Origin of the sequence: Streptosporangium sp. NPDC000239 (assembly GCF_040300765.1) — a bacterium.
Classification (GTDB): Bacteria; Actinomycetota; Actinomycetes; order Streptosporangiales; family Streptosporangiaceae; genus Streptosporangium.
The window spans coordinates 128,253-140,002 of sequence record NZ_JBEPEI010000005.1 but is presented as its reverse complement, the minus strand read 5'-3'; the positions used below and the strand labels follow the sequence as shown (position 1 = coordinate 140,002).

The following is an 11,750-nucleotide window of genomic DNA, read 5'->3' as shown; positions in this document are numbered from 1 at the left end:
TTCTCATGAGCCGTCCCAGAGGTTGTTGACTTCGAGGGTGCGGTCGAGGCGGCTCTCCAGAGCCGTGAGGCGTTCTTCGAGACGCGAGCGGAGCATCGAGCAGTTATGTGCTGGCGGGAAGCCGGGGCGCTTAATGTCGAGTGCCTCACCGAGCTGCTGGTGGAGCTTGGCCGCAGCCTCGATGCTGAGCGGGGTGGTCTGGTAGGAGGCCGCGCCGAGTACGGAGTGAGAGGTCTGGACGATCACCACGTTCTCCTCCTCGAAGTCGTGGTACGCCGACACGGCCTCGGCGTGACGGTGGATGTAGCCCATCGCTCTCACCACTTGAGGTAGCCCTTCTCGTCCACGTAGTCCTGGCTGACGTCGCGCCAGCCGGGCGGGTTGAGCTTCCAGATCTTCACGCCCTTGACGTTCCGGCCCCGTCCGGCGTAGCCCTTGATGGACTGCCTCATGGGGCCGGTGAGGTGGAAGATCTGACCTCGCGGTCGGATGCCGGTCACGAAGTAGATCTCGGTGGGGAAGCATCCGCCTGTCACGCGAACTCCTTCGCAGCCTCGTTGCCAATCAGGACGGTGAAAGTCCCCGCCTTGACGTAGGCCGGGGTCGAGGTGACCCCGAACAGCCTGGCGACGAATCTCCCGGTGGCGGTGCTGACATCGAGCTTGCGGATATGGGCGCCTGCCTCGATCGCGGCGTCCACCTTGGGGCTGATCCGCTTGCAAGGTCCGCAGGTGGGGTTGAAGAAGTAGAGGTGCACTAGGCGAGCACCCCCTTGACGAGACCCAGGACGGCGACGAAGAAGCTCACGTTGATGAGCAGGGAGAGGAGCGCGACGGTGACGTACACCATGGCTTTGACGAACTTGTCCATGGGGGCCTTTCAGAGTTCGAGGAGCTTTTCGATGGCGCGGACGCGCTGGTCGGCTTGGGAGGCCGCGGTGAGGTCGCCGGCATTCTGGGCGCGGTGGAGTTTGCGCCGGTAGTTCTCGACGTGGCGCTTGGCTTTCGCCCTGAGGTCGCTTCGCTGGGTGGCGGCCAAGCGGGACTGCAACTCGGCGTTCTCGATCTCCAGCCGCCCGATCTGGGCGACGAGCTGGCGGGCCAGGTCGGATGCGGCAGCGATTCGCTGGCTGGTGGGCATGGGGTCTGGCTCCTCGGTGATTTCGTAGCCCTCAGGGCACTCGATGACGAGATGGACGAGGCTCGGGTCGCCGTAGTTGTGCTCGGCCTGGACGTCCTTGAGAGGGATGTGCGGGAGGTGGGGGACGAGCCAGATCGTGTCGTCCCGCTGGAAGAAGGTGAGCCGGTTGGCGGTCATGCCGCCCTCCGGATCTTCTCGTTGCCGATGACGTCTCCGAAGTCCTGGAAGCTGTTCGGGGCGATGCACTGGAGGTGAGCGAGGATCTCTTCGGCCAGCTCGCGGATCTCGGCGTCGGCCGCGACGTGGTACCTCTTCGTCAGCACCTCACGCCAGGCTCGCAGGTTTCCGGTGACCACCATGCCGACCGGCTGGGCGTTGAGCAGGAACGCTCGCGCGGCCTCGCGCGCCTGCTTGCGGGGCACGCCCTGGTCGGCCAACTCGTTCCGCGCCTGTACGTACAGATCGACTGCCTGGGCGTGGAAGGCGTGCAGGTCGCCCTCCATGTCGGTCCCTCGCAGTGCGGGCGGGGTCACGGCCTCGCGGCCGGCCTGGTCCACGTACCGCTGGGACTGCACGCTGAAGCTGAGGTGGCGGTGCCTGGTCAGCTCGGCCAGTAGGGACCGGCTGACTCCCTGGATGAGGAAGGTTGCGCTGGCGTGCTCCAGCACGGAGAAGTGCTGGTGGCTGACGATGTTTTCGAGGTAGCCCCGGTTGGTTGAGGTCTTGGGGTTCTTGCGCTCCCAGGCTTCGTAGCACTGGCGGCCTGCGGCCTCTACCAGGCCGTCTGCCCAGGTGGCCCACGCTTCGGTCTGGAAGCCGGTGGCTTCCTGGAAGGTGTGGGCGTCGAAGCGGGTACATGCGATCAGCTCTACGAGCAAGGCGCTCCTTGAATCAGTAATCGGCCCCATAGAGGGAGCCCCAGCTACGCCCTCCGACCTCGGGGTCGGTGGGAACTTCCAAGCCGTTGATCGTGTGCTTCATCAGTTCTCCGGCCTGGTTAGCCATCTCTTTGGCCTCGGCCTTAGGAAAGCTGAAAAGGACTTCGTCATGAATGGGGAGTCTCATGTACGGGGTGAATCCGGCCTTGTCGAGCCGGACCAAGGCGGCTCCGGTGATGTCTCGGGAGCTGCTCTGAATGTCGTAGTTGAGCGATGAGTATGGGCGCTCTTTGTCTACGTAGAGACGTCGGCCGGTGGCCGAGGTGATAAAGCCGTCACTCCTGGCGGATTTCTGAAGCTCCTTGGAGTAACGAGTGACTCCGGTGTAGGTGGCATCAAATGCCTTGCTTACCTTGGCCGCGTTGTCCCAGTCGATTTTGTACTGTTGGACGATGGCGTCGATACCGCCTCCGAATGCCTTGGTAAAGTTCGCTCCCTTCCCGTACTTGCGCTCCTTGTCGTCTTTCTGAATGTGCTGCCCGAAGGCGGCCCTGGCCGTCAGGAGGTGGAGGTCGTCACCCCTCTTGAATGCCTCGATCATCTTGGGGTCGTCCGATCGGGCCGCCATCACGCGGAGTTCCATGTTCGAGTAGTCCACGCTCGCCACTACGTGGCCCTCATCAGCCAGGAAGCATCGCCTGACCAGCCAGTCGGCGGAAGGGAGGGTCTGAGCAGGGATGCCGGTGATGCTCATCCGGGCGGTTCTGGCCTGGAGAGTGTTGATGTTGGCGTGGCATCTTCCGTACTCGTCGGCATTGGCGAGGAAGGATTCAGGCCACGTTGCGGCCCATTTTCCTGCCTTACGCAATTCTTTGATACAGCGAGCGAAGTACATGCCGTTGTCGGCCAGGTACTCAAGGAGGCTGTCATCCACCTTGGGCTTTCCGGTGGGTGTCTGCTCGAACTCCTCGTGCCCCATGTAGAGCAGGGCTTCGAAAACCTGGTCGGTCGAGTTCGGATTGAACTCGTCGGGGTCGATGAAACCGAGCCGCTCGATCTCCTGCTCGATTTCGATTTGCCACCACGTCTCCTCCTGGCGGAGGCGGGTGGCCAGCTCGGTGGTGTAAGTCTGGTCGAGCAGGAACCCTTCCTTGGAGATATCCGCGCAGATGCGGGCGATCTCGTGCTCATAAGGGATGAGGTGTTTGGCGCTGTCGGGGACTTTTGGCCCCAGTACTTTGGCCAAGACCCAGGCCAAGACTGGGTCCATCAAGGCATATAGCTGGAAAACCTCGTCATCGAGCGAGACCTGGGAGAAGTACTCCTCTTTCTTCAGGTTCAACGCTTTACACTGCCGGCCAACCGATCCCTTGATGTCTCGGGCCGCGACTGGGTCGATGAAGACCTCAGTCAGTTCCTCCAGCTTGTGCCCAGGCCCGCGCTCCTTGCGGGTTCTGGAGTCCACCAGGCGGGAGATGATGCCCGTGTCGATGGTCTTGGCGAAGGTCCCCGCGAGGGAGACCCCCAGGTGGCGATCGGCCACCTGGAGGTCGAAGGCCGCGTTGTGGATGTAGAGGCGGCGGGCGTGCTGCAACGTGCGGGCGGCGTACCAGGCGAAGCGCGGGTGGCGCTCGACGGGCAGCAGCCAGGTCTGGTCGCCGACTGAGAACTGTGCTGCTCGGAGCCGGTGATCCTTTTTGTAGATCTCCAAGCTCGTGGTCTCGGTGTCGAAGCCGAACTCGGTGTGCCTTTTCGCCCAGTCGGCGAAGGCCGGGAGGTCGTCTTCGTTCTCCACGACATGGCCGGTGATGGTGCGGCCCGCGAGCCGCATCTCGTGGACACGCACTACCAACCTCCTATATCAGGGCGCGATGACGAGCAGCGCGGTGCAGATGAGAAGCCCCCAGAGCAGAAAGAACAAAAGGGCTTCGGTCCTGGGGTCCATCAGCGGTTCCGGACGAAGATCGCCTTGCATTGGTCAGGGTTGCCCTTCTCCAGCGGGCAGAAATGACCGGCCCAGGGGCCCTTCGCTCCGTTGCCGGTGATGTACTTCATCTCGCCGTGTGAGCAGGTCTTGACCTCCTGGCCGGGCGGGGTGGAGGCCGGCCGCTGGGTGGTGGTGCTGCCGCCACCGCGCGGGGCGGTAGCGGAGGTCCCCGAGTCGAGGCCCTTGGCGAACTTGGCGACTCGGGCGGTCAGTTCCAGTAGGCCCTTGGCCTCGTTGAGAGTGGCGGTGGCCTCTTCCACGGAGTTGGAGTGGATGACGGTCCAGGGGGCGTCGAAGCCGTTGCCGTACTTAATCGTGGTGACGATCTTGCCCTCGGTGCTGTTGTTCGCGGTGATGGTGCTCTCCTTGCTCGGGGTGGTGGGGGTGGTGTTCGGGGCGGCCTGCGCCTCATCGGCGGGGGGCTCTGAAGCCCATGGGTCGGCGGCGGGGGTGTCGGTGGCCCACGGGTTGTCGGTGGGGGCTTCGGCGGCCCAGGGGTCTTCGTCGTAGAAACTCACGTGATCACTACCAACCTGATGTTTGAGGGCATAGCGAGTGGTGATGTAGCGCTATGGGTGTCTTGAGAGGTAAGACTGGATAGTCTTTAAGGCGTGGAAGTTGCTGCCTTAATCGTTGGCATCATCAGCGCCGTTCTTGCCGCCATGCAGGTGCACTATGCGCGACAGCAAGCCCAGCCGCAAAAACCTGCCACCCCAAGTTCGCCGACTCTGGAAACAGTTCAAACTGAGACCTGGCCACAGGAGACCTCGCTGCAAGCAGCCGATTCCCGGAGGTATGGCTCTCTTAGGGACAAGATCTTACGAAATCAGTGGATAACGGTCTTTATTGCGATCATTGCGGTGCTTTTGGTTTTCTGGTCATTGCCCACTGTGGCCGACTGGGTCACTCATTGGCCTATACAAGGGGGCCGCTAGCGAATGGGGCAGGCGCCGTTCGCGCACTCCTCGTCGATGCCGTCCTCGACGTGGGACAGGCCGGTGCTCGCCACCCAGTCCTCGTAATCCTGACGGGTGATGCGCTCGTAGGGCGCGAGCGCGTAACCCCTCTCGGGGAAGATCGTGCTGCCCTTCAGAGTCCGGCAGTACGTCTTGAGCGTCTCGGCGAGGGACTCGACGGTGTACTCGTCGGGGTTCAGGTTGGCCGTGAAAGAGACGGCGTTGTCGGCGAACTCGACCTGGGCCATCTCCTGGAAAGCCAGGAGTTGCTGCAAGGTCAGCTCATCGGCGGATTCGACGATCTCGCCAGACCAGCCAGCGGCCTCCACACGTTCGACGACGCTCTCCTTGGAGGGGATTTCGACCACGAGGGTGTTCGCGGCCTGCGGGTCGTCCAGGACGTTGTAGCCCTTGGCCCGGTACTCCGCGACCTGCTGCATCTGGCCTTCGTCCAGCGTGGAGAACCTAATCCTTCGGATGTAGTAGCGGCTGAAAATGGGGTGGATGCCCTCGGTGGTGCCGGGCAATTTCGCAATCGAGCCGGTGGGAGCGATGGTGGTCACCTTGACCGGCTCGGGGATGCGGAGCTGGAAGGCGCACCTCCTGGCCTCGTCGCGGATGTAGTGGGCCAGCGTCCGGAGGATGCGGCGGACGGTGGGGTTGTACGGTGCCTCCGAGTAGCGGATGCCCATGCGGGCCAGGCCCTCCTGCACCCCGAACAGGCCGACGCCGATACGTCTGTTCTTCGCCAGGATGGCGCGCTGGTTGGGGTCGTTGACGTCGCCGAAGGTGGCCCGAATCAGGAAACGGGTCATCAACCGGGCCGCCTCGACGGCTCCGACGAGGTCGAAGTCGCCGTCCACGTCGCAGGGAGCGAAGGCGGCGAAGTTGATGTGTCCGAGGTTGCAGTTCTCGAAGGGCTCCAAGGCGATCTCGCCGCAGGGGTTGGTCGCGAAGACCTGTCCGGTCTCACCCACCTGGGAGAGGTCGCGGTTCCAGATGCCTGGCTCTCCGTTGTGGAGCATCCCTGAGGCGATGCGGTTCAGGACCTCCTGCGCATGGGCGCAGTCGTCTGGGAGGCCGTAGCCTCTGATGGCGTCGGTGAACTCGTCGTCGATGGCCACGCTGATGTTGGTGGTCCAGTGGCCGCCCGTGGCCTTGCAGTCGATGAAGTCGAAGATGTGGGGGTCGTCCCACGGGAGCATCGCCATTCTGGCCGACCGCCTGTTGCCTCCGGCCACTACACATTGCGCGATGGCGTGGTCGATGGCCATGGCGTCCAGTGGGGTGACGACGTTGCCCTGGCGGGCGCTGAGTACCGAGGCGACTTCGACGAGCATGCGGGCCAGCGGCGCTGGTCCGGAGGCGGTGCCGCCGAACGTCTTCAGGCGGGACCCTGCGCAGCGGACGTTGGAGACGTCGAAGACTCGGTCGGAGTGCATGGTGTCGGGGCGCATGAAGGCGTCCAGCAGGTCAGACAACGCGGCGGCCCAGCCTTCGCGGGAGTCGTCCACGGCGAGGGGCCAGTCCCACTCGTGGGAGAAGCTCTCGCTCAGCAGCCCTTCCGACCTCATCACCTTGTAATCCGGGTGGCCGGGGTCGCACACGACGTGAACCTTGAGCTGGTTCTGCACGGGGCCGTAGTCGTCGAGGTACTTGGAGGCGTAGTTCGAGCCGACGCCTCCCCCCTCCATGAGGCGCAGGAAGGTGAACTCGAAGTGTTCGCTGAAGCGCGAAGTCCAGCCGCTCGTGTGGCAGTTGAACAAGTACTGGCGACCGCGGACTCCACTGGCCCACAGGTGCCGGCCTGCCGGGAGGATGGCGAAACGGGTCATCAGCTTCGACAGCGCAACGCCCTCGGTGTAGTAGCTCCAGACGTTGGGGAACTCGACGAGGTCGAGGTTGCCGTGGACGACACGATCGACGGTCTCGGGCCACCGTTCCTTGGTGCCATCGGCCTTGGTTCGGCTGTAGGTGCGCTGGTACACGGTTTCGCCCGCAGGGCCAAAGGTGTAGGTGTAGGTCAAGCTCAGTTCTCCTGCTTGTGGGTTGCGTGGACGGCGGCGGCGTTGGTCATAACTCGGCGCCGCCCTGGCCCTTCGTGGTGTGCACCCCGGTTGAGGTGGCGGTTTAGTTCGCGGGTGACGACAGCGACGGCGTCACTCACGCGCCGCTTGTCGGGCTCGGGCAGGTCCAGGTCCTCCGGGCCGAAGGTCGCGAGGATGGTGTCGTGAACTCGGGGCGGGACACGCCCCATCGCCGACCTGAGGTCAGCCAGGTTGACCCACAGGCTCCGGGCCTCTACGGCTACGCCCTGCTCCGCATCCCTGCCGGGGGTGTCGTAGGAGTCGGGGTGGTAGTAGAACTCCTTCAGCAGCGCCCGGACCTCGCGCGGCGTGTAGACCACCGCCTGCGGGTTGCTGATCATGTAGGTGTAGTGCTGGCGCCCGCAGTAGGTGGCGCCCCTCTGAGAAAGAAGGAAGTGCAGCACCTCGTACTCACTGCGACCGTGTTCGCCAGCCTTGGCGAGCCGGGCTTCGATGTGCCGCCACTCCCCCAGGACCTGGGTGGTGAGTTCGGAGGCGATGTCGTCAGCCGTCATGGTGGGGTACTGCCAGGCGAGCTTGCGGCCGACGTGGGCGGCTACCTGCATGAGCAGGTCTGCGTGCTCATCTTTGATCAATGAGTTGCCAATCTCTTGTTTGAGGGCGCAGTTCAGGCGGCTGTGGCGAACTTGCCGCTCGGGCCTCGCTTGAGCGCGCCGTAGCGTTCGCCCTCAACCACGAAGGAGCCGTCGCCGAAGACGTCGATGGCGTGGGGGCTGACGTCGTACTGGCCGACGTAGAGGATGCCGAACCCGCTCTGCCAGTTGGCCACTCCCCCGGCTCCGAGATAGCCGGCCTGCTTGACGTCCATGAGGTTGCCGACTTCGAAGCCCCACCTGCGGATGGGCTTGCCACCGATGTACTGGGAGGTGTGGCGACGGATGCCCAGCCTGTGGGTGTGACCCATGACCACGTTCGTCCCGGCCTTGGCGGCATGGCCGTAGGCGGTGGTTCCGGCGATCTGACTCATGCCCTTGATCTCGTGACCGTGCACCAAGACGGTGTCCGGGCCGATCTTGTGGAAGGGCTTGATCAGGTCAACTTCGAAGTTGTCGAAGTCGAGCAACGTGGCGAAGTGGAAGGTGTCGGTGAACTCGGCGAGCGCAGGAGCCTGCTGTGCGAGATACGTTCGAGGACGCTCGTCATGATTCCCTTCCAGGACTCCGACCGGGCCGCTGTAGACGGCCCGCAGGGGTTCCAGAAAGTTGCGCTTCCCGTAGTCAGAGTGCTTGATCACGAGCTGCTCGTACTCACCCCGAGTGCCCCGGTTCCACCGGCTAGGCGTCGGGTAGTCCATCAGGTCGCCGATCTGATAGACGGCGTCGGGCTGGTAGTCGCCGACGAAGGCGATGACGTTGCGCAGGGCGCGCTTGTCCTCGAAAGGGAGCTGCGTGTCTGAGATCACCACGATGCGCTTGGTCAATCCCATATGACCTCCTTGGCTGCCTGAAGGATCTGTTCGCGGTTCTCGTCGAACAGGCCCTCGTTGGCGAGCTTGTCGATGTTGTCGCAGTACATGAAGGTCCAGCCACCGATGTGCGTGGCCCAGACCTTCTCGGCGGTGAGCTTGGCGGCGGTGTGGAAGACGCAGCCTGGTTCGCACCACAGGCCGTTGCGCTGGCGGGCCTTGTGTCGCTTGAGGGCGGCCTGCCTGGACTTGAGCAGCAGGGAGTCGGTCACTCGTCCTCCTCGGCGAGGATGGCTCGCTCCTCTTCGGACAGTGCGTCGTCGTCCCACATGAAGCCCACGTTGAGCCAGAGGTCGTAGGCGTTGGCCAGCTCGGGGTCCTTCCAGACCATGAAGCGACCCCCTTGGGCCTCGTCGCGAGGGTGCTTGAGGACGTCGCTGATCAGCTCGGTCAGCACTCGTTCGATGAGGCGCGCGTTGGGGATGATGAGCCCCTGGTCGGTGTGGTAGCACCAGCCTTTCGCCTCGAAGAGGGTGGCGAGTTCCTCAAGGGTCAGCTCCCACTCTCCGGAGATCTTCATCAGCGCTGACCTCCGAAGAAGTCGTTGACGGTCTGGTTGAAGACCATGGCGTCAGGCAGTGGAGGAGTCGGCACGCGGACTTCCACCTGCGACCGGTTGGCGTTGTAGCCAGCGAACGCCTGAGCCACGGCCTTGTCGAGGAGGCCGAGCTTGTAGCGGAGCATCACGTGGTAGGCGATACCGTCCTCGATCTCCTCTCGGGCGTACTGGATGATCTCGGCGAGGCTCATCAACTCGAACTTCTGCTGGGAGCCCAGGGAGTACTGCTCCTGGCCGACGCCGACGATGCGGGACTGGACGGCCATGACTGCCGACATGACCTCGTTGGCGAGTTCTTCGCTGGTCATCTTATTACCAACCTCTTGTTTGAGTTGAAAAAAAGGGTCATGCTCCGAGCTTCGCTCGCAAGCCGTCCCGCCCGTGCTCGGCGTAGAAGGAAGTAACATCCCCCCGGCTCATGGGTATAGGGCGGACACTGTCCAATCCCCCGGCGATCTTGGCGACCAATTCGCGGCCGGGTTCGTCGTCGTCGTGCAGGACGTAGACGGCGTCGAACTGGACCAGCAGCCGTCGCCAGATGGGCTCCCAGGAGGTAGCTCCGGGAACGCCGACCGCAGGCAGGCCGCACATGTCGGCCACGATCCGGTCGAACTCCCCCTCGGTGACGCAGACGTTGCGCGTGCCGCGCTGGAGCGCCTCCGTGCCGTACAGGCGTGGGATGTCACCTGAGATGCTGCGGTACTTCGGGCCGGGGCCGTCCCCGAGCCTTCGGAAGCGGATCGAGATGCACTCGCCGTCCGGGGTGAGGTACGGGATGGACAGGTAGTTGCGTACGGCCTCATGTCCGGGCTCAGGTGAACGGACGACGCCTAGCCGGTGGCGTTCGATTGCCTCTTCGGTCAGCAGGCGCTCCGGGCCCGTCAGATACGCCAAAGCCTCGTCGTCGAGCTGGTCGTGGTACGCCCTTGAGGTCGTCTCCGTAAACGCCCTGGAGGATGCGCTCGGGACTATCGCCTTCATCGAGTTCGACTCTCCTCAGAAGGGTGTAGATGGAGCCTCGGACGCCGCAGGCGTTGCAGTTGAACGCCTCGTAGCGGACGCTGGCTGAGGCTTGGGTGTCATCGTGGAAACGGGCAGCGCATTGCGCGCCACCGTCCTCCTTCCTCCACGTGGGGGACGCTCGCGCCGAAGTACTCCAGCAGTGGGGCGATGGGAAGGAACATTGTTACCAACCTCTTGTTTCAGCGCGAAAAAAGAGCATCCGCCAGGGCCTTCATTATCACCGGGTTGCCGGGCTTGGGGTCCTTGGCGGGCGGGCGCTTGAGGTCGGTCGGAGGCTTGGACTCGTAGTGCTTCGTCTTGCCCTTCATCGCTTCTTCCTCTGCCTTCGGTTGTTGTTGGCTTCCTCGGAGGCGTAGCGGTATCCGATGACCTCGATCGCCGGAGGGCGTTCCAGGTAGTCGGCGGCGGCCCTCAAAACCTCGGGCCGGTCGCGGGCGGCGGTCAGCAGCCGTCCGTTGCACATGCGGCAGAGCAGGCCACGCACGGCCCCGTCACGGTGGTCGTGGTCTACGCTCAGGCGCTGGCGTCGGGTTCCTCCGCAGATGGCGCACTGCCCGTTCTGCGCAAGGAACAGGGCGTCGTACTCTCCCTCACCCAATCCGTAGGTCTTGGAGACCCTGCGTCGGTGGTGGGCATCGCTTCTGGACCTCTTCTGACAGGGGGTACAGATGCGACCTCTCGGCCCGCTGTAGAAACGCAATTGTCGGTTGAGACCGCACCTTTCACATCTCTTCATAGATGCGCCTGTCTTCGGTTCCCTCGGTCTCGAAGGGCGTCTTGAACTCCTCCCAGACGGCATCCGGCACCCCTCCCCCGGATTCCATGTCGGTGATGAGCATGCGGTCGAGGTCGGCGGTCAGCTCGACCATCAGGTCTCCGGCGGCCGAGGCTTTGCCCGACCTGTTCTTCAAGACGTACACGCCCATCGCGCGGCCGAGCGGAGTGAAGGTGTCGGTGTAGGCCAGGCCCAGGACCAGCGTCTGGAGCTTGGTGATCTTGCCTCGGATGTCTTTGAGCTTCAGGGGCTGGTCCCCCGACTCAGCGTCACCCACCACATGGTGTAGGACGACGACGGCGGCTTCGGTCTTGCGCGCGAGGTCCACCAGGAAGGACATGGTGTGTTCCAGACTGCTGAAGCCCTCCCCTCCTGTCTCGTCGAAGACGTTGGCCAGGTTGTCCAAGACCAAGATCTCTGGCCATTGCCCGTACATGTACGCATATGCGAGGACTTCCTCCTCGATCTGGGCGAGTGATGGTGCCGCGTCGAAGTCGAACCAGACGCGGGTGAACTCCTTCAGAGCCTTGTCGTAGCGGTCGGCCTTGCCGGCCTTGTAGGCCACCTCGATTTCCTGGACACGGTCGCCCGTGATGATCGCGGCGGCTCGGATGGCCTGGGTGGCCTCGTCGCTGTCGGCGCTCATGTAGATCCCCCGGCAGCCCGAGCGGATCGCGAGGTTCAACGTGAAGGCGGATTTCCCCACTCCGGGTGCTGCGGCCACCATGGCAACCTGGCTGCGCCGGATGTGGACAGTGGCGTCGGCTAAGGTCTGCCAGACCACGGGGATCGGGGCGCCCGCGGCCTTGGCTTTCCTTTTCGCATGAGAAAGAAGAAGTATCTCGTCACCTCCCTAGTG

The 11,750-nt window shown here is 63.7% G+C and carries 18 protein-coding genes; 1 reads left to right on the top strand and 17 read right to left on the bottom strand.

What is annotated here, in order from left to right; all coding sequences use genetic code 11:
* Positions 1-3: 3 nt before the first annotated feature.
* The 7 genes from ABT340_RS15600 to ABT340_RS15570 all read right to left on the bottom strand — a co-directional run bounded on the left by ABT340_RS15600 (position 4) and on the right by ABT340_RS15570 (position 4,523).
* Entirely contained in the window at positions 4-312 is a 309-nt protein-coding gene (locus ABT340_RS15600; RefSeq protein ID WP_352011416.1) for a hypothetical protein, read from the bottom strand.
* Positions 313-317: 5 nt separating this feature from the next.
* Positions 318-536 carry a hypothetical protein gene (locus ABT340_RS15595; RefSeq protein ID WP_352011415.1) on the bottom strand — a complete coding sequence of 73 codons (219 nt, stop codon included), beginning with the start codon at positions 534-536 and terminating at the stop codon, positions 318-320.
* Entirely contained in the window at positions 533-757 is a 225-nt protein-coding gene (locus tag ABT340_RS15590; RefSeq protein ID WP_352011414.1) for a thioredoxin family protein, read from the bottom strand. The genes ABT340_RS15595 and ABT340_RS15590 overlap by 4 nt, the downstream gene beginning before the upstream one ends.
* 122 nt (positions 758-879) lie before the next feature.
* Positions 880-1,317 (bottom strand): hypothetical protein, encoded by a 438-nt coding sequence (locus tag ABT340_RS15585; protein ID WP_352011413.1) that lies wholly within the window; start codon positions 1,315-1,317, stop codon positions 880-882.
* Complete coding sequence (thyX, locus tag ABT340_RS15580) at positions 1,314-2,018, bottom strand: FAD-dependent thymidylate synthase (protein WP_352011412.1); 705 nt, start codon at positions 2,016-2,018, stop codon at positions 1,314-1,316. Before thyX ends, ABT340_RS15585 begins: the two co-directional genes overlap by 4 nt.
* Before the next feature lie 13 nt (positions 2,019-2,031).
* Positions 2,032-3,864, bottom strand: coding sequence for a DNA polymerase (locus ABT340_RS15575; RefSeq protein ID WP_352011411.1), 1,833 nt, complete (start codon positions 3,862-3,864; stop codon positions 2,032-2,034).
* A gap of 98 nt (positions 3,865-3,962) precedes the next feature.
* Positions 3,963-4,523, bottom strand: coding sequence for a D29-gp49 family protein (locus ABT340_RS15570; RefSeq protein WP_352011410.1), 561 nt, complete (start codon positions 4,521-4,523; stop codon positions 3,963-3,965).
* 93 nt (positions 4,524-4,616) lie between these two features.
* On the opposite strand from ABT340_RS15570, the gene ABT340_RS15565 reads away from it, so the two are divergent.
* Positions 4,617-4,940 (top strand): hypothetical protein, encoded by a 324-nt coding sequence (locus ABT340_RS15565; RefSeq protein WP_352011409.1) that lies wholly within the window; start codon positions 4,617-4,619, stop codon positions 4,938-4,940.
* On the opposite strand, the gene nrdJ is transcribed toward ABT340_RS15565, so the two are convergent.
* From nrdJ to ABT340_RS15515, 10 genes are all read right to left on the bottom strand, one after another.
* Positions 4,937-6,988 carry a ribonucleoside-triphosphate reductase, adenosylcobalamin-dependent gene (nrdJ, locus tag ABT340_RS15560; RefSeq protein WP_352011408.1) on the bottom strand — a complete coding sequence of 684 codons (2,052 nt, stop codon included), beginning with the start codon at positions 6,986-6,988 and terminating at the stop codon, positions 4,937-4,939. The genes ABT340_RS15565 and nrdJ overlap by 4 nt on opposite strands.
* A gap of 2 nt (positions 6,989-6,990) precedes the next feature.
* Positions 6,991-7,644 carry a hypothetical protein gene (locus ABT340_RS15555; protein ID WP_352011407.1) on the bottom strand — a complete coding sequence of 218 codons (654 nt, stop codon included), beginning with the start codon at positions 7,642-7,644 and terminating at the stop codon, positions 6,991-6,993.
* A gap of 32 nt (positions 7,645-7,676) precedes the next feature.
* Positions 7,677-8,495, bottom strand: coding sequence for a metallophosphoesterase (locus ABT340_RS15550; RefSeq protein WP_352011406.1), 819 nt, complete (start codon positions 8,493-8,495; stop codon positions 7,677-7,679).
* Positions 8,486-8,746 carry a hypothetical protein gene (locus ABT340_RS15545; RefSeq protein ID WP_352011405.1) on the bottom strand — a complete coding sequence of 87 codons (261 nt, stop codon included), beginning with the start codon at positions 8,744-8,746 and terminating at the stop codon, positions 8,486-8,488. The genes ABT340_RS15550 and ABT340_RS15545 overlap by 10 nt, the downstream gene beginning before the upstream one ends.
* Positions 8,743-9,054 carry a hypothetical protein gene (locus ABT340_RS15540; protein WP_352011404.1) on the bottom strand — a complete coding sequence of 104 codons (312 nt, stop codon included), beginning with the start codon at positions 9,052-9,054 and terminating at the stop codon, positions 8,743-8,745. Before ABT340_RS15540 ends, ABT340_RS15545 begins: the two co-directional genes overlap by 4 nt.
* Positions 9,054-9,401, bottom strand: a complete 348-nt coding sequence (locus ABT340_RS15535; protein WP_352011403.1) for a hypothetical protein — start codon at positions 9,399-9,401, stop codon at positions 9,054-9,056. Before ABT340_RS15535 ends, ABT340_RS15540 begins: the two co-directional genes overlap by 1 nt.
* A 37-nt stretch (positions 9,402-9,438) precedes the next feature.
* Positions 9,439-10,074: a toprim domain-containing protein gene (locus tag ABT340_RS15530; RefSeq protein WP_352011402.1), complete on the bottom strand. Its 636-nt coding sequence runs from the start codon at positions 10,072-10,074 to the stop codon at positions 9,439-9,441.
* A gap of 221 nt (positions 10,075-10,295) precedes the next feature.
* On the bottom strand, positions 10,296-10,424 hold the full coding sequence (locus ABT340_RS15525) for a hypothetical protein (protein ID WP_352011401.1): 129 nt from the start codon (positions 10,422-10,424) through the stop codon (positions 10,296-10,298).
* Positions 10,421-10,852 carry an endonuclease VII domain-containing protein gene (locus ABT340_RS15520; RefSeq protein WP_502992507.1) on the bottom strand — a complete coding sequence of 144 codons (432 nt, stop codon included), beginning with the start codon at positions 10,850-10,852 and terminating at the stop codon, positions 10,421-10,423. The genes ABT340_RS15525 and ABT340_RS15520 overlap by 4 nt, the downstream gene beginning before the upstream one ends.
* Entirely contained in the window at positions 10,839-11,675 is an 837-nt protein-coding gene (locus tag ABT340_RS15515; RefSeq protein WP_352011399.1) for an AAA family ATPase, read from the bottom strand. The genes ABT340_RS15520 and ABT340_RS15515 overlap by 14 nt, the downstream gene beginning before the upstream one ends.
* Positions 11,676-11,750: the final 75 nt, after the last annotated feature.

Bases quoted from the DNA above. Each gene is read 5' to 3' on its own strand.
- ABT340_RS15585 (WP_352011413.1), bottom strand. From the start codon at position 1,317: ATGACCGCCAACCGGCTCACCTTCTTCCAGCGGGACGACACGATCTGG.
- ABT340_RS15535 (WP_352011403.1), bottom strand. From the start codon at position 9,401: ATGACCAGCGAAGAACTCGCCAACGAGGTCATGTCGGCAGTCATGGCC.
- ABT340_RS15525 (WP_352011401.1), bottom strand. From the start codon at position 10,424: ATGAAGGGCAAGACGAAGCACTACGAGTCCAAGCCTCCGACCGACCTC.
- ABT340_RS15540 (WP_352011404.1), bottom strand. From the start codon at position 9,054: ATGAAGATCTCCGGAGAGTGGGAGCTGACCCTTGAGGAACTCGCCACC.
- ABT340_RS15530 (WP_352011402.1), bottom strand. From the start codon at position 10,074: ATGAAGGCGATAGTCCCGAGCGCATCCTCCAGGGCGTTTACGGAGACG.
- ABT340_RS15550 (WP_352011406.1), bottom strand. From the start codon at position 8,495: ATGGGATTGACCAAGCGCATCGTGGTGATCTCAGACACGCAGCTCCCT.
- ABT340_RS15600 (WP_352011416.1), bottom strand. From the start codon at position 312: ATGGGCTACATCCACCGTCACGCCGAGGCCGTGTCGGCGTACCACGAC.
- ABT340_RS15520 (WP_502992507.1), bottom strand. From the start codon at position 10,852: ATGAAGAGATGTGAAAGGTGCGGTCTCAACCGACAATTGCGTTTCTAC.